Origin of the sequence: Klebsiella sp. 54, from assembly GCF_018223875.1 — a bacterium.
Taxonomy (GTDB): domain Bacteria; phylum Pseudomonadota; class Gammaproteobacteria; order Enterobacterales; family Enterobacteriaceae; genus Klebsiella; species Klebsiella quasipneumoniae.
The window spans coordinates 26,580-47,507 of sequence record NZ_JAGRRA010000001.1 but is presented as its reverse complement, the minus strand read 5'-3'; the positions used below and the strand labels follow the sequence as shown (position 1 = coordinate 47,507).

The window sequence follows — 20,928 nt, the reverse complement described above, 5'->3', positions numbered from 1 at the left end:
GGGCACCCTGGCGCTGCCCTCCACCGTCTGCCCCGTCACGGAAATAAACCACGCCTGCCTTGAGAAGTGCGCATAAATCGGGCATAACACGGTTATGTGCATCTCACAGAATGGAAGACCATGAAATTTCTTGGAAAGCTGATTCTCTGGCTGCTAGTCGCTCTGCTGCTCGTCATCGTTGGCGCGTGGTTCCTGCTGCAAACCCACTGGGGCGCCCGCCAGGCCAGCGCCTGGCTCAGCAATGGCACCGGCTGGCAGGTCTCCTTCGATGCGATGGACCACGATTTCTCCTCCCCTCTTCATGTGCAGTTGCAAAACGTCACCTTTGGCCGGGAAGGCAAGCCGGCAACCCTGGTGGCGAAAACGGTCGATATTGGCTTCAGCACCCGCCAGTTTAGCGACCCGCTGCATGCGGATGAGATTGTCCTTAACGACGGCACCCTGAATCTGTCACCCCACTCTGCCGACCTGCCGTTCGCTGCAGACCGGCTAATGTTGCGCAATATGGCCTTCAATAGTCCGGAAACCGGCTGGGCGCTCAGTGCGCAGCGCGTCACTGGCGGCGTTAGCCCGTGGGCGCCGGAGGCAGGCAATGTGCTGGGGAAAACGGCGCAGATCCAGATGAGCGCGGGCTCGATGACGCTCAATGGCGTCGAAGCCAGCAATGTTCTGATTCAGGGCAAGATTGATCAGGGCGAGGTCACCCTCTCCACCCTCGGCGCCGATGTCGCCCGCGGCACCTTAACCGGCAATGCGAAACGCAGCGCCGACGGCAGCTGGCTGGTGGATAACCTGCAGCTCAATGAGATCCGACTGCAGAGCGCCGCCTCGCTGGCCGACTTTTTCGCGCCGTTAACCACGGTCCCCTCTCTGCAGATTGGCCGCCTGGATATCACCGACGCCCGCCTGCAGGGGCCGGACTGGGCGGTAACCGATCTCGACCTGAGCCTGCGCAACCTGACGCTCAGTCACGGCGGCTGGCAGAGCCAGGACGGCACGCTGTCGATGAATGCCAGCGAATTTATCTACGGCTCGCTGCACTTTTTCGACCCGATCCTGAATGCCGAATTTTCACCCCAGGGTATTGCCCTGCGCCAGTTCTCCTCGCGCTGGGAGGGCGGCATGGTGCGCACCTCCGGCAACTGGCTGCGCGCCGGTAACGCGCTGGTGCTTGACGACACCGCCTTCGCCGGGCTGGAGTACACGCTGCCGGCGAACTGGAAGCCACTGTGGATGGCCCCGCTGCCGGCCTGGCTGCAAAGCCTGACGCTGAAAAAATTCAGCGCCAGCCGCAACCTGATCATCGATGTGGACCCAGCCTTCCCATGGCAGATTACCGCTCTCGATGGCTATGGCGGCGAGCTTCAGCTGGTGAAAAACGGCAGCTGGGGGGTGTGGAACGGTAGCGCGACGCTGAACGCCGCGGCGGCGACCTTTAACCGAATTGACGTGCGTCGCCCTTCACTCAAGCTGAGCGCCACGGCGTCGACGGTCAATATCACTGAGCTCAGCGCCTTCACCGAGCGCGGCATTCTGCAGGCCACCGCCGCCGTATCCCAGCTGCCGCAGCGCCAGGTCAATCTGAGCCTGAACGGCCGCGGCGTGCCGCTGAATATTCTGCAGGCCTGGGGCTGGCCTTCGCTCCCCATTAGCGGGGATGGTAACCTCCAGCTGACCGCCAGCGGCAGCGTGCAGGCCGATGCCCCGCTCAAGCCGACGGTCAACGCACAGCTTAGCGCCGTGAATATGGAGAAACAGCAGGTGGCGCAAACGATGCGCAACGGCGAGGTCAATACCGCCCCCGCCGCGCCAGCGCCCACTCCCGTCACGCCCTAGCGATGCCCCATCCCCCTCTCCCCCACGGGGAGAGGGAACGCTTCTCTGCAAACACTCCGCTCTGGCTACGCCCTTTCCCTTTCAGGGAGGGGGTCTGCAAGCATTCTGAAACCTGTGTGCAATAAGCGGCTATCTGTGCCTATTTACCGCTACTGGTTCCTTTCAAATATCAGAGTTGCTATAACCAAAATACTGGAAGTCAATAAAAACAAACCGCTCCCTGTACCTACAAAAATATAAAAGGATCAATCATGCCTGAAATACGTCAGCGTATTCTGGAGAATATGCAAAAATTCTCCCGGGCCATGATCGGCGCCGTATTGTTCTTGCCGGTCATTGGCTTAATTCTGGCCCTCAGTTCAGTATTAACTAATCCGACATTAATAGCTGAAACCAGTTTCCTGCACCAGCTTGGGCAGATGCTCGGCGACACCTTTTGGCCTCTATTTGGCAACCTCGGCTTATTATTTTGCGTCGGTATTAGCTATGGCCTGGCAAAAGATAAAAAAACCGAAGTCGCGCTGGTTGCGGTGATGTGCTTCATTATGTTTCTTGGCGCCAACCACTCCTGGCTGGAACACACCCACGGACTCGCCGAAAAAATTAACGGTGAATATTATGGCACCGGGCAAACCCAACTGCTGGGCTTTGTAGTGGTGGATATGGGCGTTTTCCTTGGCATTATTCTCGGCTGCACTATCGCGTGGGTGCACAATAAAGTTTCTACCATTGAGCTGCCCGGCGCGCTGTCGATGTACGGCGGCGCCAAGCTGACGCTGGTGGCGATGACGCCGGTGGTTATCTTCTACGCCATCGCCTTTACCTGGCTTTGGCCGTTTATGACCCACGGCATCTCCACCCTCACCGGCTTTATGAAAAATGCCGGGGTCGCCGGGGTCTTCGTCTATGGTTTCTTTGAAAAATTTCTTATCCCGACCGGCCTGCACCATTTTGTCTGGTCACCCTTCCAGCTCACCCAGATTGGCGGCACCCTGAACGTGGACGGTCAGGTGGTCTCCGGTACCCAGGCCATTTTTCTCGCCTATATGCGCCATCCGGATCTGACCCCGGTGATGAATGAGGCCCTACGCTTCTCGCAGCAAGGGATGACCACCATCTTCGGCCTGGCCGGCGCCTCGCTGGCGTTCTACCACACCGCGAAGCCGGAGAAAAAAGTGATGGCCAAGGCGATTCTGCTGCCGGCAATTATCACCTCGATGCTGACTGGCATCACCGAGCCGATTGAGTTCACCTTCTTGTTTGTCTCGCCGCTGCTGTGGGTGATCCATGCGACGTTAACCGCCGCCTCGCAGGCCATATGCGACCTCTTCACCGTACGCCCCTGGGGAGCCTCGGGCCTGATCGAATTTCTGATCTATAACCTGCCGCTACCGGTCTCCTTAACGCGCTGGCCGGGATATGTCCTTATCGGTATCGGCCAGTTCGCCGTCTACTACGTGATTTTCCGCACTCTGGTGGTGAAGCTGAATCTGAAAACGCCGGGCCGGGAAGATGACGAGAACGTGAAGCTCTACAGCAAAGCGGAGTATCGCCAGAAAGTCGCGCAGCCGCAGTCGGTCACCGATGACATTATCCGCGGTCTCGGGGGCAAGGAGAATATTCTCTCCGTCGATAATTGTTTTACCCGCCTGCGCGTGGCCGTGCGCGATATGGCCCGGGTTGATGACGCGCAATTAAAAAATACCGGCGCCAACGGCGTAGTGCGCAATCGCAATGAGGTTCAGGTTATTTATGGCGTAAAAGTGGGACAGGTACGTTCCCGGGTTGATAACTGGTTAGCAGAAAATTAATGAGGAGTTTGTATGAAATTAACCGTATTAGGCGGGGGCGGCGTTCGCTCTGCATTTTTAGCGAAATCTCTGGCATATAATGCTCACCGCATTGGTTTAACGGAGGTGGTTTTTCTCGATAACTCTGCAGATAATCTGGCGATATTCGGCGAAATTGCCCGCTATGTATTTACGACCATTCGCCCGGATATTCATTTCACGACCACCACCGACCCGGTCGCGGCGCTGCAAAACGCTAATTATATTATTACCACCCTGCGGGTCGGTGGTGATGAAAGCCGTATTCGCGACGAGCGCATTGCGCTGCAACATAACACCCTCGGCCAGGAGACCACCGGCGCCGGCGGCTTCGCGATGGCCATGCGTTCGATCCCGGCGATCCTCGACTATTGCCGGCTGATCGAAGCGCATGCCGCCGAAGACGCCATTCTGTTTAACTTTACCAACCCCTCAGGCCTGGTGACGGAAGCGATCGTTAAGTCCGGCTTTAAGCGTCGGGTCTACGGGATCTGCGATGCCCCCTCCGAGCTGATTCGTGAGCTGCCGGCGATCCTCGGCTGTGAGGAGCGCGACCTGAGCGTGGAATGCTATGGGCTGAACCATTTCTCCTGGTTTACCCACTTCACCGTGCGCGGGGAAGCGGTGACCGAGCGGCTGATCGCCAGCCCGGCGCTGTACCAGAAGACCGCGATGCAGTATTTCTCACCCGAACTGGTGCGGCTGTGCGATAACCAGTTACTCAACGAATATCTCTATTATTATTACTATCGCGACGAGGCGCTGAAGGCGATTCAGGGGGCAGGCGAAACGCGCGGGGAGCAGATCGCCCGTATCAATCAGGAGATGCGCCAGGCGCTGCGCACCGTGGATGCCAGAACGCAGCCGGAAGCCGCCTTCAATATCTGGATGCAACACTACCTTCGCCGGGAAAACAGCTATATGCAGAACGAATCCCGTCAGGAGAAATTTCATACCCGCGAGCCGCTGACGCTGCGGCAGTTTATCGAAGAGCCGGACACCGGCGGCTATGCCGGGGTGGCGCTGGATATTCTGGAAGCGGTGAACAGCACCACCACCAAGCGGATCGTGGTGTCGATCCAGAATAATGGCACGCTCGACTTTTTGCGCCCTGACGACGTGATTGAGATCAGCTGCGACCTGAGCCGGGAGGGTCTCAAGCCGGTAACGCCGGTGAAGGTGCCGACGGCGCAGAAAAATATGATTTCCTGCGTGAAAGAGTATGAGCGGCTGGCGGTTGCGGCGATCCTGCAGCAGGATAAGTCGCTGGCGGTGCGGGCGCTGATGGCGCACCCGCTGATCGGTTCCTGGTCGCTGGCGAAAACCCTGGTCGAGGCCTACCTCGACGATGAGCAGTTCGCCGCCTGGCGGTAACCTGCTGCCGATGGGATTCCCCCGCTTGCGCTACGCTTAGCGGGGCTACGAACGGAGCGGTTATGATTTTATGTAGGTCGGGTCAGGCGTAAGCCGCCACCCGACAAATAGCCGCATCACCCGGTAGCCCGGATAAGGCGCCAGCCGCCATCCGGGAACTCCCCCGCTCGCACCGCGCTTAGCGGGGCTACGAACGGAGCGGTTATTATTTTATGTAGGTCGGGTCAGGCGTAAGCCGCCACCCGACAAATAGCTGCATCACCCGGTAGCCCGGATAAGGCGCCAGCCGCCATCCGGGAACTCCCCCCGCTTGCGCTACGCTTAGCGGGGCTACGAACAGAGCGGTTATTATTTTATGTAGGTCGGGTCAGGCGTAAGCCGCCACCCGACAAATAGCTGCATCACCCGGTAGCCCGGATAAGGCGCCAGCCGCCATCCGGGAACTCCCCCGCTCGCACCGCGCTTAGCGGGGCTACGAACGGAGCGGTTATGATTTTATGTAGGTCGGGTCAGGCGTAGGCCGCCACCCGACAAATAGCTGCATCACCCGGTAGCCCGGATAAGGCGCCAGCCGCCATCCGGGAACTCCCCCGCTCGCACCGCGCTTAGCGGGTCTAGCTATTGCTCCGTACGCGGGTAAACCACATCTTCAGTAGCCGCTCAAAGCCTAAGATGCAGTAGCCGAAAAACGGGTTGCTCCAGTAAATATCATCGTCAAACTTCTGCGGGTCGTGAATAATAAACGCCGTATCTGCAGCCTGCGCCAGCGGGCTCTGATAATCACCGGTAAAGCAGACCAGGTTGATCTCCTTCCCCTCCAGGGCCTTCACCCAGTTAAGCGCTGAGCTGCTGCGCCCGGATTTCGAAATGATCCAGATGGAGTCGAAGCGAGCGGCGTTTTTCTGTTCAAGAATTTCGTAATCCGGCCACAGCGCCAGGCTGGCATTCACCCCAGTGACGAGAAACTTGTTATAAATATACTGGGCGATCAGCTGCGAAAAGCCGCTGCCGTGGATCAGGACGCGCTGCTGCGCGAGGCTTGCCAGCAGTGGCGTCAGCGCCTCCGCCGGCTGAATGCTCATATAGTCGATATCGTTGGTGACATCGAGCTTCGGCATGGTGATATTGAACTTGATGAAATAGACCAGCTCCAGCCAGCCGCTGAACTTAAGCTTTTTCGCCAGCCGTACCAGCGAGGAGGGATTACTGTAGCACTGCTCCGCCACGGCGCGGACCCCCTGGCGGATACACTGCTCCGGGTCGTTCTGGATAAAGCGCAGCACGGTCATTTCCGTTTTGCTTAGCTTCACGTCACGAAAGATATTTTCTACGTCCATGGCGGGCTCCTCTCAGCGGCAGAATACGCTATCACCGTTCAGCAACGGCGTCTGCGGCCTGAGTCACCAGACTGAAATGAATATTACTTTTTGTACAAAAATGGAATAAAAAACCCTCTCCGCCAGGCGAAGAGGGTCTCTGCCGTTAACGCAGTCTTTTACAACGTAATCGTCAGCGTATTGCCCTGGGCGCTCACCACCACACCCCATTCGCTGCCGGTCTGCGTGCCGCCCTGAACGCCGGCTATCTGCTGGATATTGCGCAGGCACAGCGTCCAGCCGCGGGCTTCGCCTTCGCCGCTCACGGCGATGGTGTTGCCCTGGCGCTTCGCCTTCAGGGTGAAGATCGTGGAACCGTCCGCCGCCGGAACCTGACAGCGCGCCTCGCGCCCCTCTTCGAGGTGGAACAGCTGGAAGGCGGTGCCTTCATGCCAGGCATAATCGGGTTTCTGGTCATTGTTGCCCAGCGCCAGCAGAGTATTGTCGCGAATGTAGACCGGCAGGCTCAGCGCATTATGATTCTGCTTATGCCAGCGGCTACCCGGCAATTCATCGTTATGCCACAGATGCGTCCAGCGCCCTTCCGGCAGATAAAACTGCACATCGCCCGCTTCGGAGAACACCGGCGCGACCAGCACTGAATCACCCAGCATGTACTGGCGGTCGAGATAGTCGCAGGTCGGATCGTCCGGGAACTCGAGCATCATCGCGCGCAGCATCGGGGTGCCGTACTCATTGGCCAATGCCGCCTGACGATAGAGATAGGGCATCATGCGGCATTTCAGCTGCGTGAAGTGGCGCACCACGTCGCAGGACTCTTCGTCGTAGGCCCATGGCACACGATAGGATTTACTGCCGTGCAGGCGGCTGTGGCTGGAAAGCAGGCCGAAGGCGCACCAGCGCTTGTAGACGTGGGCCGGGGCGGTATTCTCGAAACCGCCGATATCGTGGCTCCAGAAACCGAAGCCAGACATGCCGATCGACAACCCGCCGCGCAGGCTTTCCGCCATCGATTCGTAATTGGCGTAGCAGTCGCCGCCCCAGTGCACCGGGAACTGCTGTGCGCCCACCGAGGCGGAGCGAGCGAACAGCACCGCTTCTTTCTCGCCGACGGTCTCTTTCAGCACGTTCCACACCAGTTCGTTATAGATGAAGGCGTAATGGTTGTGCATTTTCTGCGGGTCAGAACCATCAAACCACTGCACATCGGTCGGGATGCGTTCGCCGAAGTCGGTCTTGAAGCAGTCGACGCCCATCGCCACCAGGCCTTTGAGTTTGTCGGCGTACCACTGACAGGCTTCCGGGTTGGTGAAGTCATATATCGCCAGCCCAGGCTGCCACTTATCCCACTGCCACAGCGAACCGTCCGGGCGCTTCAGCAGATAGCCCTTCTCTCTCAGCTCCTTGAACACCGGCGAGCGCTGGCCGATATACGGATTGATCCACACGCAGATCTTCAGCCCTTTCGCCTTCAGGCGCTTGATCATCCCTTCCGGGTCCGGGAAAGTCAGCGGATCCCATTCGAAATCGCACCACTGGAAGGCCTTCATCCAGAAACAGTCGAAATGGAAGACGTGCAGCGGCAGCTGGCGCTCGGCCATGCCGTCGATAAAGCGGTTCACCGTCGCTTCGTCATAGTTGGTGGTGAACGAGGTGGTCAGCCACAGACCAAACGACCATGCCGGCGGCAGCGCCGGGCGACCGGTGAGCTGCGTATAGCGGTTGAGCACCGCTTTCGGCGTCGGGCCATCGATCACGAAGTACTCAAGGTATTCACCTTCCACGCTAAACTGGACTTTCGAGACCTTCTCTGAGCCCACCTCGAAGGAGACGCGCTGCGGGTGATTGACCAGCACGCCGTAGCCGCGGTTGGTCAGGTAGAACGGAATGTTTTTATAGGATTGCTCGGTGCTGGTGCCGCCGTCTTCGTTCCAGGTTTCTACCGTCTGGCCGTTGCGCACCAGGGCGGTAAAGCGCTCGCCGAGACCGTAGACGGTTTCGCCGACACCGAGGTCGAGGCGCTCAAACAGATAATTGCGCTGGGTCTGACTATCCTGCACGTAGCCGTTGTTTTTCAGCTGACTACCGGTGATACGCACGCCGTCGCGCAGAAAATCCAGCGCCCAGAATTCGCCTTTAGTAACGCGCACGCTAAGGCTACCGCTTTTCAGCTCGGCGAATTCGGCCGTATCCTCTATGGTGACATTGACGTCGTTCTGCACGTTCAGCGGGTAGTGCGGACCGTTATCCAGCGCGCCCTGGAAGTGCTCCATACGCACCCCAATCACCCCTTCCAGCGGGGAGAAAAAGCGCAGGGTGAATAACGGCGTATCCAGCTGCCAGGCACGTTCGCGGACATCGCGCGGCGCGGCATAGACCACCATTTCATTCCCCTGCTGCTCCACCTCATAAACCTGTACGGGTTGGATCAGGGTTAGCCCTGGTTGAATGAGCCAGTTTCCATCACTGATTTTCATTAAAACGTCCTCTTAGTTTTGCCATTCTTTGTCAATCGGGGCTGTTGCGAAATCTTGTTCATTACGACGCGCGCCCTCGGCCAGCTCGGCCATCATTTTTTTCAGGAACGGCGTTTTCAGCGTGTAGAAGCGTTTGGCGATCGCCGCGCTCAGCAGGTAACACACCGCCGGAACGAGGGTGAACAAGGCGATAATAATGGTGAGGGTGGCGCCGTTCTGGGTTTTGGCTGCGGCGTCGTAACCGCCGCCGGCCAGCATCCAGCCGATGAGCGCGCCGCCCAGCGCCAGACCCAGCTTGAGCACAAACAGGGTGCCGGCAAAGCTGATGCCGGTCAGGCGTTTGCCGTTGCACCATTCGCCGTAGTCGACGGTGTCGGACATCATCACCCACTGGATTGGCGTCACCAGCTGGTGCAGTACGCCAATGGCGAAGATAAAGACGAACATGGTGATTTCGGCATTCATCGGTACGAAAAACATCGCCACGCTGAGCACCGCCAGGATGGCGTTGGTCCACCAGAAGACGCTGACTTTGCATTTCCAGTCGGTCAGCGGTTTCGCCAGCGCCGAGCCAATCAGGTTGCCGACGCAGTAGGTGGTGAGGAAGACGGTGAACAGCGCCGCCGAGCCCATGATCCAGGTGGTGTAGTACATCATCGCGCCGCCGCGAACGCAGACCGCGAGGATATTGAGAATGGTGAGCACGCCAACCACTCGCCACTGGTCATTGCGCCAGATATCGCGCAAATCTTCGCGCATCGAGGTGCTGCTCGGCGGCGCTTCGACACGCTCTTTGGTGGTAAAAAAGCAGAAGGCCAGCATCAGGAAGGCGATCGCCGACAGCACCGCGATGCCGCCCTGGAAGCCAAGCGCTTTGTCATCTCCGCCGATAACGTTGACCAGCGGCATCATCAGCACGGTGGAGAGCATGCCGCCTGCCGTCGCCAGCACAAAGCGCCAGGACTGCAGGGAGATGCGCTGTGTCGGGTTGTCGGTGATCACGCCGCCGAGCGCGCAGTAAGGGATATTCACCACGGTGTAGAGCAGGGTCAGCAGCGTCTAGGTTACCGCAGCGTAGATCAGCTTGCCGTGGTGGCTTAAGTCCGGCGAGCTGTAGGCCAGTACGCAGACGAGGCCGAACGGAATGGCGCCGAAGAGGATCCACGGGCGGAACTTACCCCAGCGGCTGCGGGTACGGTCGGCCAGCAGGCCCATGCACGGGTCGGAGATCGCATCCAGCGCGCGCGCCAGCAGGAACATGGTGCCGACAAAACCAGCGGGGATGCCGAAGATATCGGTGTAGAAAAACATCATATACAACATAACGTTATCAAAAATGATGTGGCTGGCGGCGTCACCCATGCCGTAGCCAATTTTCTCTTTGACGGACAAAATATGATCTTTCATATGGGCACAATTCCCTTAGCGGCGCCACGGATTGGTACCGGTTACATTTCTTGTAAACCTTTGCCGCAGGAAGATGAATTGCGATATCTCGTTATCAGATTACGTTTCTTGTTTTCTGTGATCGCGGTAGCCTGAAAGCGTATGAAAAAGTGTAACCCATGGATTTTGAACGGATTTGTTTCAGACTGTTCTGCAAAGTCCAGTTTTAACAGTAAAAAAGTGCGTTCAGGTATGTGGTAAACGGCTGAAAGTAGCTATAATGCGCCCCGCCTCCATGTAGCAATCGAGGCGCGGAAGATCGTCATCTCCGGTGAGGTGGCTGGACTTCAAATCCAGTTGGGGCCGCCAGCGGTCCCGGGCAGGTTCAACTCCTGTGATCTTCCGCCAGTTTGCCTCTGCTCCTCCACCGCCACGCCATACCAAACTGAGCCGCAAAACCCATCATCCCAGTCAATCATTTTCATCCAAACTCTGCGTTATTTTGTCTCCTGCGAACCCGTTACACTGGCGCAAAGGCCGCGTGCCGTTGCCAACCGAAACAGGAGAGCCATGATGACCCCCGAACTGAGACACTGTTTTTCCATTACCATCCAGGTTGATAAACCGATAATCGTTTCCCGCAGTCCGCAAACCGGCAAGCGCCAGCTGATCCCGATTCTCGGGGGCAGCGTTTCGGGTCAACTTCGCGGCCACGTGCTGCCCGGCGGCGTCGACAGCCAGATTATCGAGCCCGACGGCACGTGCAGGCTATCCGCCCGCTATGCCCTGCAGGTGGAGGAAGGAACGGTGTACGTGGAAAACAACGGTATTCGCCGGGTGCCGGCCCGCTATCATGACCAGCTGTTCGCCGACGATATGCGCTTTTTTAGCACTATTCCGCCGGAAGAAATCTATTTTCGCACCGTCCCCACCTTCGAGGTGGATACCCCCGCGCTCAGCTGGCTAACCACCTCGCTGTTTATCTGCGCGGGCGGACGTACTCAGGATGGGGTGATGCTCGATTTCTATCAGGTGGGCTGATTTTCACTTTCTGCATATAACTGTTATTGCCGTTAACCCGTTTTTCCCCTCCCGGCGCCGGTCTACTATCGCGTCATCGCTTTATTCACCCGATTCACAGACCGGAGCAGTTATGAAAGCTATCGCCATTACTCAAGCCGCCGCTGACGGCGACAATATCCCTTTTTTAACCGAGATCGACCTGCCGGTCCCTTCCGCCCACGGGCGTGACCTGCTGGTTGCCGTGAAGGCGGTCTCGGTCAATCCGGTGGACACCAAAGTGCGCGCCGGCTTCCAGGGCGACACGCCGCGGGTGCTGGGCTGGGACGCCGTTGGCGTGGTGCAGTCCGTCGGTGAGGAAGTGACGCTGTTCGCACCAGGCGATGAGGTCTGGTACGCCGGCGCCCTGGGCCGGGCCGGCAGCAACAGTGAATATCAGCTGGTGGATGAGCGCCTGGTGGCCCACAAACCGCGCACCCTCGATAACGCCTCCGCCGCCGCGCTGCCGCTGACGGCTATCACCGCCTGGGAGCTGCTGTTTCACCGTCTTGGCGTCACGGAAGGCGGCAACGCGGGCGACACGCTGCTGATCGTCGGCGCGGCGGGCGGCGTAGGGTCGATCCTGACCCAGCTGGCCAGCAAACTGACCGCCATGACGGTGATCGGCACCGCCTCGCGTCCGGAGAGCCAACGCTGGGTCCGCGAGGCGGGCGCGCACCATGTTATCGATCACAGCAAGCCGCTCTCCGACGAGCTGGCGCGCATCGGCATCAACGCGGTGACCCATGTCGCCAGCCTGACCAACACCGACCAGCACTTCAACGCGCTGATCGACGCCCTCGCCCCGCAGGGCAAGCTGGCGCTGATTGATGACCCGGAGACCCTGGACGTGGTGCCGCTGAAAGCCAAAAGCCTGTCCCTGCACTGGGAATTTATGTTCACCCGCTCAATGTTTGAGACGGATGACATGATCGCCCAGCATCAGTTGCTAACCCGCGTGGCGGCCCTGATCGACAACCACACGATCAAAACCACACTCGGCGAACACTACGGCGCTATCACCGCCGACAATCTGCAGAAAGCGCATCGCCAGCTGGAAACCGGACGCGCAGTGGGCAAGATTGTGCTGGAGGGATTTTAAGATGATAACCCTTCTCGCCGTGCTCAAGGCGAAACCAGGCCAAACGGACGCGCTGCGCAAGGTCCTGCAGGGTCTGCTCCTGCCGACGAGACAAGAGCCGGGCAATCTTGACTACGCGCTGTTCCAGCTGCGCGACGCGCCGGATACCTTCTACATGCGGGAGTCCTGGCGTGACCAGCAGGCGCTGGATGAGCATATCGACCAACCCTACTTTCAGGCCTTTATTGGCGAGATGGATTCCCTGCTCGCCGAGCCACTGCGCCTGGACTATCTGACGCCAGTCGCCCCCTGAAAAGTCTGCTCCTCACCCGGTGAGGAGCGGTTTTAACGCTTTGAGCTACCCGTCTCGCATCCCGGGCGCTCCAGGCTACGCTTATCCTTACCGCGCAAAAAACGCTCACCTCCGTCCGCCCGTTTTAACACCGATATAATCAAGAGGTTTCGCTATGCTGATCAACGCTATAGGTACCTACTCCGCCAGCCAACCGCTGGAATCAATGGCCATCACCCGCCGCGAACCGGGGCCGCAGGATGTGCAGATCGCCATCGCCTACTGCGGCGTCTGCCACTCCGATCTCCACCAGGCGCGATCGGAATGGGCCGGAACGCTCTACCCCTGCGTGCCGGGGCATGAAATTGTGGGCCGGGTCACCGCGGTCGGCGAGGCCGTCTCGCGCTACGCCGTCGGCGATCTGGTGGGCGTCGGCTGCATGGTCGATAGCTGTCAACAGTGCGAGGAGTGCGCTGAAGGGCTGGAGAACTACTGCGACCATATGGTGCTGACCTACAACGGACCGACCCAGGACGCGCCGGGCCACACCCTGGGCGGCTATTCACAGCAGATCGTGGTCAAAGAACACTACGTGCTGCGGATAACTCATCCCGAAGCGCAGCTGGCCGCCGTCGCGCCGCTGCTGTGCGCCGGGATCACAACCTACTCGCCGCTGCGCCACTGGCACGCCGGGCCGGGTAAAAAAGTCGGCGTGGTCGGCATTGGCGGCCTTGGGCATATGGGAATCAAGTTGGCCCACGCCATGGGGGCCCACGTGGTGGCCTTTACCACCTCCGAATCCAAGCGTAATGCGGCCAGAGCGCTAGGCGCTGATGAAGTGGTGGTGTCGCGTAACGAAGAGGAAATGGCGGCCCACGTCAAAAGCTTCGATTTCATCCTCAACACCGTGGCGGCGCCGCATAATCTCGATGCCTTCACCACGCTGCTGAAGCGCGATGGCACGATGACGCTGGTAGGCGCGCCGGCCACACCGCATCCGTCGCCGGAAGTGTTCAATCTGATCATCCGTCGCCGGTCGATTGCCGGGTCGATGATTGGCGGGATCGCGGAAACCCAGGAGATGCTCGACTTCTGCGCTGAACACGGCATCGTCGCCGATATCGAACTGATCCGCGGCGATGAGATCAACGAAGCCTGGGAAAGAATGGTCAAGGGTGACGTGAAATACCGCTTCGTGATCGACAGCGCGACCCTCGGCGGCTAAGCGCCGCGGCGAAAGGTACGCCGCCATTCGGCCGGACTGACGCCAAAGCGCGCCTTAAACTGCTGACGCCAGGTGACGGCAGAGAGATAACCCACCGCCTCCGCCACCTGCTCGACCGGCAGATCCCCCGCCTCAAGCAGGCTCTGGCTGCGGCGCAGGCGTTCGGCGGTCAGCCAGTCGGTGATGCTCATCCCGGTCGCCCGGGCGAAGTGGCGGGTCAGGCTGCGGCGGCTCATCGCCACCACCCGGGCCAGCGAATCGAGATTATGCGGCTCGGCAATATGCTGCTGCAGATAATCCAGCAGGCAGTTGATTCGCGCATCGCGGGTATTTTTCGGCACCGGCTGAGCGATGAACTGCGCCTGGCCGCCCTCGCGGTGCGGCGAAACAATCAGCCGCCGGGCGATCTGGTTGGCCGCGAGGCTGCCGTAACGCTGGCGGATAATGTAGAGGCAACAGTCGAGCGCCGCCGCGGTGCCCGCTGAAGTAATGATCCGCTGGTCATCGACGTACAGGGCGTTGATATCCAGCCGCACCTGCGGAAACCGGCGCTGAAAATCCTGCTCAAACTCCCAGTGGGTCGCCGCGCGTTTCCCGTCCAGCAGCCCGGCGTAGCCAAGGACGAACGCGCCCAGGCACAGACCGACGATTTCCGCGCCGTTATTCCGGGCCCGCACCAGGCTATCAAGCAGCGCCTGCGGCGGGCGCCGGTCGACCTCGCCCCAGTAAGGCACCACCACGATATCCGCCTGTTCCAGGACGGCGTAATCGCCGCTGGCGTACAGCGCGAAGCCGTCGCGGGCGCGCAGCAGCCCCGGTCGCTCGGCGCAAATGTGCAGATTAAAGCGTTTGTTTTCAGAGACCGAATCGCCAAACAGCATGCAGGGAACGGCGTAATGAAACGGGCTAAAGCCCTCTACGGCAACAATCGCCACGTCGGTGAGCTTCATCGTTCCTTCCCCTTGCGCACGTTAATAAACCACGGTTTCCCCATCCTGCGGGATACACACGACCTCGGCAATCTGATTATCCAGCGCATACTGGCGCATCTCTTCCCGACTCACCAGGCAGTGGTTGACCGCCTCCAGGTGGATAGCCATGATTTTCGCTTCCGGCAGGGTGAAGTGTACGTTCAGGAGATCCTCTTTGCCCATGATAATCGGGCCAAAGCCGATGACGTGGGCGTAGCCGGCGTTGAGGACCACCACGTCCGGACGCAGCTTCAGCAGGTCGGCCGCAATTTCATCACGCCAGATGGTATCCCCCACCAGCCACAGCGTCTTCTCCTGCGGATGGCGAAACAGCACGCCGCAGGCCTCGCCCAGGCGTTCGGCCATCGCCGGCACCGCGTAGGTGCGATCGCTGCCGTGCTGGCCGGAGGTGGTTTTCAGCAGGCGCACGCCGGCAAATTCGCTGTCTGCCGTCAGCAGGCGGATATCCTGGAATCCCTGGCTGCGCAGCAGCGCACCGTCGGCCTCGTGCTGGACGAACACCGGCAGGGTTTTCGGGATCGCGGCGATCGCCGCCTCGTCCCAGTGATCGTCATGGGTATGGGTGACGATCACTGCGTCAACGTCGATAATGTTATCGCGGGAAAAAGGCAAGGCCACCAGCGGGTTGCGCAGCTCGCTGCGCGCGGTGCCCGGAAATCCCGGCCAGGCGCCTTTGTCCGCCAGCATCGGATCGATCAGAAACTTTTTCCCGGCGTAGTCAATAATCTGGGTCGCGTTACGGATATGGGTGATGTTCATGTCGGCGTTCCTCAGGGGGTGATTTGACGAACATCGTACTGAGTACCAGCCTGGCGCAATAGGGGCATTTGGGCAAGGATCGATGAAATCGGGCCAACCTGCGGCGATTGCTATCCGTCTCCGGCTATGTTGTTCTGAAGGCTCCATTTTTGACAGGAGTGGCAGGATGAAGAAAAAACTGACCGCCGCCGATATGCACGACCCGCAGGTCATCGCCGAGACGCCGTGGTTCAGCATGCGCAAGGTGGGTATTGATATCGCCCCCGGCGAGCGCCGCGACTTTTACGCCATTCACTATCCCCGCCCGGCGGTGGGGGTTGTGGCTATCCAGGAGGGCAAAGTGCTGCTGATTCGCCACTACCGCTACCTGATCGACAAGGTAGTGTGGGCCATTCCGTCAGGCGGCGTTGACGAAGGGGAAGATCCGGCGGCGGCCGCGCTGCGCGAGCTGCGGGAAGAGACCGGCTGGCAGGCGCAACGCGTCGAGGAGATCATTCGCTTCAACCCCTCCTACGGCAGCAGCGATCAGCTGTTTATCACCTGGCTGGCTACCGGTTTACGCTGGGTGGGGATGGATGCGGCTCAGGATGAGGTAATGGAAACCGGCTGGTTTACCTTTGAGGAGATAAACCAGCTGATCGCCCGCGGCGAAATGCCGGACGGGCTGTCGCTGGTGCCGCTGCTGCAATTGATGGCGCAGCCGCGCACCGGGCAGGCTACGGCTTAAGCATTCGCCAGCGGAACCACAGCTGGGCCACGAGGATCAGCACGCCGCCGATAATTTTCTGCAGCGGCAGCTGTTCGCCGTACCACAGCGCGGCGGCAATGACCGTCAGCAGCGGTTCGAGCACCATAATGATCGCCGCGCTGGCCACCGCCGCGTACTTTTGCCCCTTCATCTGCAGACCGAAGCGCAGGCTGGTGGCGATGACAATGCTGGCCACCAGCCAGCCGAAGGTCGGTAGGGTCATCGGCTGGTCCCAGCGTTCAACGGCAGCGGAGATGGTCAACCCGACGATACCAGTGATCGCCAGCTGCACGGTGGTCAGGGGGATCAGCGGCACTTCACGCGCGCAGCGGCTGGTGTAACAGAACCAGATCGACTGCACCAGCGCCGTCAGCAAAAACCAGCCCTGGCTGGGGTGGAAGGCTATCGGCATATGCAGACTGAGCAGCCCCAGGCCAACCACCGCGATCGGCAGGCACTCCCACCAGGCCCGAGGCGGACGCACCTTCATCATCACCCACGCGGTCAGCGGGACGAACATCATCGACAGGCTCATAATAAACGCCCCTTCGCCGAGCGACGCCGTCGTGGAGACCGAGTAGATCCACAGGCAGAGGTTGAGCGCAAACCACAGCCCGCTGATGATGAGCTTTGGCCAGTGCTGCTTTTGCGGGCGAAACCCGCGGCAGAATGGCAGCAGTAGCAGCGCGGCGAAAAAAAAGCGCAGCCCAAGGAACGCGAATACCGGCATGCCGGCGATCGCCTCGCGGGAAAAAATCCAGCCGCAGGCGGCAATCACCGTCGCGGCAATCAGCAGCAGGTCAGCCTGCCGTTGGCGAACCATACGCGCCTCTCCCTGTGTGTTGGCTTACCAGCCCGGCACCGCGCCGCCGTTGAAGATAGTCTCAGCCGCCTTCGCCACCTCCGGCGACTGGTACGACTGCATAAACTCCTTCACGTTTTCCGCGTCTTTATTGTCTTCACGGGTCACGATGATGTTCACGTAGGGCGAGTTTTTATCTTCGATAAAGATGCCATCGCGAACCGGCGACAGCCCGGTTTGCTGCAGGTAGGTGGTGCTGATGATGGCCACGTCGACTTTAGGATCGTCGAGTACGCGCGGCAGCTGCGCCCCTTCCAGCTCCATAATTCTCAGGTGATGCGGGTTGTCGGTGATATCCACCGCCGTCGGCAGCAGGCCGGTGCCGGCTTTGAGGGTAATCAGCTTCTCTTTTTGCAACAGCAGCAGCGCCCGCCCGAGATTGGTCGGGTCGTTGGGGATGGCGATCGTCGCGCCGTCTTTCAGTTCGGCGACTGACTTGATCTTGCGCGAATAGCCGGCCATCGGGAAGACGAAGGTATTGCCGACCGCCACCAGATGGTAGTTATGCGCTTTGTTGTCCTGCTCAAGGAAAGGCCGATGCTGGAAGACGTTGGCGTCCAGATCCCCGGCGTTGGTCGATTCGTTAGGCAACAGCGAGCCGCTGAACCCCACCAGCTCAACCTCCAGACCATACTTCTCTTTGGCCACCTTCTTCGCCACTTCCGCCACATCCTGTTCAGCGCCATTAATCACGCCGACCTTAATGTGCTTCGCTTCATTACTCTTTTGGTCGCAGCCGACCAGCGCCAGACCCGCCAGCATTACCGCGGCGGCGGCACGTAAACGTAATCTCATCCTCTTCACCCTGTCCGTCCTGACTGTCATTGTTTTTTTCGTGCAAAACTATAGCGACTTTCGGGTGGGGTAATAAACAGCAAACCACGCAACCGGAAATAAAATCATCTTCCCCAGAGCGAAGCACTAGCCCCGTCGCCACTCGCCCGGCGTCACGCCATAGCGCATTTTGAAACGCTTCGAGAAGGACGCCAGCGACTGAAAGCCGCAGCGTTCGGCAATCACCTCGAGGTTGGTCTGACGCTCGAGGCGCAGCAGCCGGGCGGCCAGCGCCATTCGCAGCTGCGACAGCCACGCCTGCGGCGTCAGGTGATAAACGCGGGCAAAATGACGGGCAAAGGTGGCCCGCGACAGAAAGGCGCGGGCGGCCATGGTTTCCAGCGTCCACGGCTGCTCCGGGGTCGCCATCACCGCCAGCACCGCCGGCATCAGGCGTTCATCGCTCATCAGACGCAGCAGCCCGCCGGGCGGCTGCTGCTCGCCAAGCAGCATGCGCAGCAGCAGCACCAGCAGCGTATCGCCGAGGCTGCGCACGATAGCGCTGCCGCCGGGACGCTGCGCCAGGCTTTCGCGGACCAGTATGTTAAGCAACGGCTGCAGCTCCGGGCAGTCTTCGCGCGTATCGGTATGGAGATGGATCAGCGTCGATGCCTCAGTGAACAGCCAGCTAACGTGCGGACCAAAATAAAATTCGCCGCACAGCATCTCCAGCGCCCCCTCCGCCGGGCCGGCGCGCATTTCCGTCACCGTGCCGTTAAACCGGTGCGCTACCGGCAGCACCTGGCCCCACTCCACCAGGCTCTCCATCAGATGCGGCGAACCGTGCGGCAGGAGGACCACATCTCCCGCGCGCAGGTGATGAGTCTGGCCGCCGACGTTAAGCCGCCCCTCACCGCGCAGCACCACGTGCCACGGCACCACGCCGCTGCGCATTTGCTGGTGCCCGGCCTGCCAGCGGCCGCCGAAGCGACAGTGCAGGTTCACTTCGCAGCGCGGCGCCAGCAGCGCCAGCAGATGACTGAGACTGTCCATGCTTCTCCTGAGACGATAAGACAAAAAGGTGAGACGAAGACCGCCAGTCTAGCATGCGGCAACGGCCTAAGATGACCCCAATGCCAACACACACCCTCGATAACAACAGGAGTTAACCATGAGCCGTTTAGCTGATATTCGTGAACAAGACGCCACTGGCAAAGCCGCCGATATTTTCGCCGGGATCAAAAAAGCGATGGGCAAAGTGCCAAACGCCTACCTGACCATCGGCGGCCACTCGCCGGCGGCGTTGCAGCAGGCGCTGGCGCACAATGCGATGCTCCATAAAGGCAGCCTCAGCGCCCAACAGCTGGAGGCGATTAATCTGTCAGTCAGCGAAGCCACCGGCTGTGACTACTGCCTGGCCGCGCACACCCTGATGGCGAAAAAAGCCGGCTTCAGCAGCGAGCAGATCCACGCCCTGCGCCGCGGGGCGTATGCGGAAGAGACACAGCTTGATGCGCTGGTGAAATTTGCGCAGACTCTGGTCACCACCACCGGTACGCTGCCGGAAGCCGACGTCGCCGCGCTACGCAACGCCGGGTTTAGTGACCAGCAGGTGATTGAGATTATCAGCGCCATCAGCGCGATCCTGTTCACCAACATGGTGAACCGGGTTAACGACACGGTGGTCGACTTCCCGAAAGCCGATTAATCCGTCGCGCAGCGCCGGTTTTACAGCCCCAGATCGCTGAGCCCCAGATGATCGTCCGGGCGACGCCCCTGGGGCCAGTGGAACAGGCGCTCGCTTTCAGCGATCGGCAGATCGTTGATGCAGGCGTAGCGCGTCTGCATCAGCCCGTGCTGATCAAACTCCCAGTTTTCATTGCCGTACGAGCGAAACCAGTTGCCGCTGTCGTCGCACCACTCGTAGGCGAAGCGCACGGCGATACGATTTTCCTGCCATGCCCACAGCTCCTTAATCAGCCGATATTGCTGCTCTTTGCGCCATTTTCGCTGCAGGAATTCGACAATTTCCCTCCTGCCATGAACAAACTCGCTGCGGTTGCGCCATTCGCTGTCCACGGTGTAGGCCAGAGCGACCTTTTCGGCATCGCGGCTGTTCCAGCCATCTTCCGCGGCGCGGACCTTCTGGATAGCGCTGTCGCGGGTAAACGGCGGTAACGGGGGACGTTGTTCGGTCATGCTGACTCTCCTCTGCGGGCTAATTGCTGCTGCAGGCGCTGATTCTCCTGCTCCAGGTCATGAATACGTTGCTGCAGGTTCTGGCTGTACTCCGCCACCTGCTGCGCGCTGTAGCGCGGCGTAATGTGCTGCGGGCAGTTCCAGTCAAACGCCTGCAGATGAAAGAGAAACAGGCGCTCGATGCGGGCGCGATAGTTGGCCGGCGCCACCTGCGCCAGCAGCTGCGGGTGGTCCTCTGCCGCCACGACCTCGACGGTGGCGTAGATTTTCAGCCTGGCACGGCGTGGATAATCCATCAAAAACAGGCAGGCCCGGTCGCTGCCGCGCAGGTTGCCGGTGGTGATGTACTGACGGTTACCGCCGAAATCCGCCATCGCCAGGGTGGTGTCATCCAGCAGATGCAGAAACCCCGGCGGGCCGCCGCGGTGCTGGACATAGGGCCAGCCGCTCTGCGACACCGTCGCCAGATAGAAGCTGTCGCGGGTGGCGATCATCCCCGCTTCGCTGTCGCCGAAGCGGTCGGCCTGGCGGCGGCTATGCGGCGTTTGCCACAGCTGGTCGCTGCCCATTTCATGCTGCACATCCATCACGTCCGGGGTGATGGCGATATCGAGAAAGGTTGCTGCCATAGCGCCTCCTGTTGTCTGGCGCCATCATGGACTGTACTGCGAAAAATGATAATACTGATTTAGTGGCAA

18 protein-coding genes, 1 tRNA gene and 1 pseudogene are annotated in these 20,928 nt (G+C 59.9%); 10 read left to right on the top strand and 10 right to left on the bottom strand.

Annotated elements, in window-relative coordinates:
• Nucleotides 1-120: 120 nt before the first annotated feature.
• The 3 genes from KHQ24_RS00230 (at nucleotide 121) to KHQ24_RS00220 (ending at nucleotide 5,039) form a co-directional block, all read left to right on the top strand.
• Nucleotides 121-1,836, top strand: coding sequence for an AsmA family protein (locus KHQ24_RS00230; RefSeq protein WP_004205094.1), 1,716 nt, complete (start codon nucleotides 121-123; stop codon nucleotides 1,834-1,836).
• Between the two features lie 251 nt (nucleotides 1,837-2,087).
• Entirely contained in the window at nucleotides 2,088-3,647 is a 1,560-nt protein-coding gene (locus KHQ24_RS00225; protein WP_109938739.1) for a PTS transporter subunit EIIC, read from the top strand.
• Between the two features lie 12 nt (nucleotides 3,648-3,659).
• Nucleotides 3,660-5,039, top strand: a complete 1,380-nt coding sequence (locus KHQ24_RS00220; RefSeq protein ID WP_004205096.1) for a maltose-6'-phosphate glucosidase — start codon at nucleotides 3,660-3,662, stop codon at nucleotides 5,037-5,039.
• A gap of 614 nt (nucleotides 5,040-5,653) precedes the next feature.
• Here KHQ24_RS00220 and KHQ24_RS00215 read toward each other — a convergent pair.
• From KHQ24_RS00215 to KHQ24_RS00205, 3 genes and pseudogenes are all read right to left on the bottom strand, one after another.
• The gene (locus KHQ24_RS00215) at nucleotides 5,654-6,376 is read right to left on the bottom strand and encodes a MurR/RpiR family transcriptional regulator (RefSeq protein ID WP_004205097.1); all 723 of its coding nucleotides are present in this window, start codon (nucleotides 6,374-6,376) and stop codon (nucleotides 5,654-5,656) included.
• Between the two features lie 158 nt (nucleotides 6,377-6,534).
• Nucleotides 6,535-8,853, bottom strand: a complete 2,319-nt coding sequence (yicI, locus tag KHQ24_RS00210) for an alpha-xylosidase (RefSeq protein WP_032456738.1) — start codon at nucleotides 8,851-8,853, stop codon at nucleotides 6,535-6,537.
• A 12-nt stretch (nucleotides 8,854-8,865) separates the two neighbouring features.
• Nucleotides 8,866-10,260 (bottom strand): annotated as a pseudogene (locus KHQ24_RS00205) (glycoside-pentoside-hexuronide family transporter).
• Between the two features lie 292 nt (nucleotides 10,261-10,552).
• On the opposite strand from KHQ24_RS00205, the gene KHQ24_RS00200 reads away from it, so the two are divergent.
• From KHQ24_RS00200 to KHQ24_RS00180, 5 genes are all read left to right on the top strand, one after another.
• Nucleotides 10,553-10,647: transfer RNA gene (locus KHQ24_RS00200), tRNA-Sec, on the top strand.
• A gap of 165 nt (nucleotides 10,648-10,812) precedes the next feature.
• Nucleotides 10,813-11,280 (top strand): DUF3237 domain-containing protein, encoded by a 468-nt coding sequence (locus tag KHQ24_RS00195; RefSeq protein WP_004205101.1) that lies wholly within the window; start codon nucleotides 10,813-10,815, stop codon nucleotides 11,278-11,280.
• Nucleotides 11,281-11,392: 112 nt separating this feature from the next.
• Complete coding sequence (locus KHQ24_RS00190; protein ID WP_004205102.1) at nucleotides 11,393-12,400, top strand: zinc-binding alcohol dehydrogenase family protein; 1,008 nt, start codon at nucleotides 11,393-11,395, stop codon at nucleotides 12,398-12,400.
• Nucleotide 12,401: 1 nt separating this feature from the next.
• Nucleotides 12,402-12,692, top strand: a complete 291-nt coding sequence (locus KHQ24_RS00185) for a putative quinol monooxygenase (RefSeq protein WP_004205103.1) — start codon at nucleotides 12,402-12,404, stop codon at nucleotides 12,690-12,692.
• A 154-nt stretch (nucleotides 12,693-12,846) separates the two neighbouring features.
• Entirely contained in the window at nucleotides 12,847-13,896 is a 1,050-nt protein-coding gene (locus KHQ24_RS00180) for an NAD(P)-dependent alcohol dehydrogenase (RefSeq protein ID WP_004205104.1), read from the top strand.
• On the opposite strand, the gene KHQ24_RS00175 is transcribed toward KHQ24_RS00180, so the two are convergent.
• Together KHQ24_RS00175 and KHQ24_RS00170 are read right to left on the bottom strand one after the other, a co-directional pair.
• Nucleotides 13,893-14,846 (bottom strand): GlxA family transcriptional regulator, encoded by a 954-nt coding sequence (locus tag KHQ24_RS00175; protein WP_017900753.1) that lies wholly within the window; start codon nucleotides 14,844-14,846, stop codon nucleotides 13,893-13,895. The genes KHQ24_RS00180 and KHQ24_RS00175 overlap by 4 nt on opposite strands.
• Before the next feature lie 21 nt (nucleotides 14,847-14,867).
• Entirely contained in the window at nucleotides 14,868-15,647 is a 780-nt protein-coding gene (locus tag KHQ24_RS00170; protein ID WP_004205106.1) for an MBL fold metallo-hydrolase, read from the bottom strand.
• A 166-nt stretch (nucleotides 15,648-15,813) separates the two neighbouring features.
• On the opposite strand from KHQ24_RS00170, the gene KHQ24_RS00165 reads away from it, so the two are divergent.
• Nucleotides 15,814-16,374 carry an NUDIX domain-containing protein gene (locus KHQ24_RS00165; RefSeq protein ID WP_017900754.1) on the top strand — a complete coding sequence of 187 codons (561 nt, stop codon included), beginning with the start codon at nucleotides 15,814-15,816 and terminating at the stop codon, nucleotides 16,372-16,374.
• Here the strand turns inward: KHQ24_RS00165 and KHQ24_RS00160 are convergent.
• From KHQ24_RS00160 to KHQ24_RS00150, 3 genes are all read right to left on the bottom strand, one after another.
• Complete coding sequence (locus KHQ24_RS00160) at nucleotides 16,364-17,218, bottom strand: DMT family transporter (protein ID WP_004205109.1); 855 nt, start codon at nucleotides 17,216-17,218, stop codon at nucleotides 16,364-16,366. The two genes, KHQ24_RS00165 and KHQ24_RS00160, sit on opposite strands and share 11 nt — an antisense overlap.
• Before the next feature lie 24 nt (nucleotides 17,219-17,242).
• On the bottom strand, nucleotides 17,243-18,052 hold the full coding sequence (nlpA, locus tag KHQ24_RS00155; RefSeq protein ID WP_017900755.1) for a lipoprotein NlpA: 810 nt from the start codon (nucleotides 18,050-18,052) through the stop codon (nucleotides 17,243-17,245).
• Between the two features lie 126 nt (nucleotides 18,053-18,178).
• Complete coding sequence (locus KHQ24_RS00150; RefSeq protein ID WP_017900756.1) at nucleotides 18,179-19,084, bottom strand: AraC family transcriptional regulator; 906 nt, start codon at nucleotides 19,082-19,084, stop codon at nucleotides 18,179-18,181.
• Between the two features lie 118 nt (nucleotides 19,085-19,202).
• Here KHQ24_RS00150 and KHQ24_RS00145 point away from each other — a divergent pair, with 118 nt between their 5' ends.
• A complete protein-coding gene (locus KHQ24_RS00145; RefSeq protein WP_004205112.1) occupies nucleotides 19,203-19,739 on the top strand; it encodes a carboxymuconolactone decarboxylase family protein in 537 nt (178 codons plus the stop codon).
• A 20-nt stretch (nucleotides 19,740-19,759) separates the two neighbouring features.
• Here KHQ24_RS00145 and KHQ24_RS00140 read toward each other — a convergent pair whose 3' ends face one another.
• Nucleotides 19,760-20,230, bottom strand: coding sequence for a DUF1348 family protein (locus tag KHQ24_RS00140; RefSeq protein ID WP_017900757.1), 471 nt, complete (start codon nucleotides 20,228-20,230; stop codon nucleotides 19,760-19,762).
• A complete protein-coding gene (locus tag KHQ24_RS00135; protein ID WP_023319359.1) occupies nucleotides 20,227-20,859 on the bottom strand; it encodes a pyridoxamine 5'-phosphate oxidase family protein in 633 nt (210 codons plus the stop codon). The genes KHQ24_RS00140 and KHQ24_RS00135 overlap by 4 nt, the downstream gene beginning before the upstream one ends.
• Between the last annotated feature and the right edge of the window lie 69 nt (nucleotides 20,860-20,928).

Excerpts from the sequence above, each read along its gene's own strand:
- KHQ24_RS00230 (WP_004205094.1), top strand. The coding sequence starts at position 121 with ATGAAATTTCTTGGAAAGCTGATTCTCTGGCTGCTAGTCGCTCTGCTG.
- KHQ24_RS00225 (WP_109938739.1), top strand. The coding sequence starts at position 2,088 with ATGCCTGAAATACGTCAGCGTATTCTGGAGAATATGCAAAAATTCTCC.
- KHQ24_RS00220 (WP_004205096.1), top strand. The coding sequence starts at position 3,660 with ATGAAATTAACCGTATTAGGCGGGGGCGGCGTTCGCTCTGCATTTTTA.
- KHQ24_RS00215 (WP_004205097.1), bottom strand. The coding sequence starts at position 6,376 with ATGGACGTAGAAAATATCTTTCGTGACGTGAAGCTAAGCAAAACGGAA.
- yicI (WP_032456738.1), bottom strand. The coding sequence starts at position 8,853 with ATGAAAATCAGTGATGGAAACTGGCTCATTCAACCAGGGCTAACCCTG.
- KHQ24_RS00195 (WP_004205101.1), top strand. The coding sequence starts at position 10,813 with ATGACCCCCGAACTGAGACACTGTTTTTCCATTACCATCCAGGTTGAT.
- KHQ24_RS00190 (WP_004205102.1), top strand. The coding sequence starts at position 11,393 with ATGAAAGCTATCGCCATTACTCAAGCCGCCGCTGACGGCGACAATATC.
- KHQ24_RS00185 (WP_004205103.1), top strand. The coding sequence starts at position 12,402 with ATGATAACCCTTCTCGCCGTGCTCAAGGCGAAACCAGGCCAAACGGAC.
- KHQ24_RS00180 (WP_004205104.1), top strand. The coding sequence starts at position 12,847 with ATGCTGATCAACGCTATAGGTACCTACTCCGCCAGCCAACCGCTGGAA.
- KHQ24_RS00175 (WP_017900753.1), bottom strand. The coding sequence starts at position 14,846 with ATGAAGCTCACCGACGTGGCGATTGTTGCCGTAGAGGGCTTTAGCCCG.
- KHQ24_RS00170 (WP_004205106.1), bottom strand. The coding sequence starts at position 15,647 with ATGAACATCACCCATATCCGTAACGCGACCCAGATTATTGACTACGCC.
- KHQ24_RS00165 (WP_017900754.1), top strand. The coding sequence starts at position 15,814 with ATGAAGAAAAAACTGACCGCCGCCGATATGCACGACCCGCAGGTCATC.
- KHQ24_RS00160 (WP_004205109.1), bottom strand. The coding sequence starts at position 17,218 with ATGGTTCGCCAACGGCAGGCTGACCTGCTGCTGATTGCCGCGACGGTG.
- nlpA (WP_017900755.1), bottom strand. The coding sequence starts at position 18,052 with ATGAGATTACGTTTACGTGCCGCCGCCGCGGTAATGCTGGCGGGTCTG.
- KHQ24_RS00150 (WP_017900756.1), bottom strand. The coding sequence starts at position 19,084 with ATGGACAGTCTCAGTCATCTGCTGGCGCTGCTGGCGCCGCGCTGCGAA.
- KHQ24_RS00145 (WP_004205112.1), top strand. The coding sequence starts at position 19,203 with ATGAGCCGTTTAGCTGATATTCGTGAACAAGACGCCACTGGCAAAGCC.
- KHQ24_RS00140 (WP_017900757.1), bottom strand. The coding sequence starts at position 20,230 with ATGACCGAACAACGTCCCCCGTTACCGCCGTTTACCCGCGACAGCGCT.
- KHQ24_RS00135 (WP_023319359.1), bottom strand. The coding sequence starts at position 20,859 with ATGGCAGCAACCTTTCTCGATATCGCCATCACCCCGGACGTGATGGAT.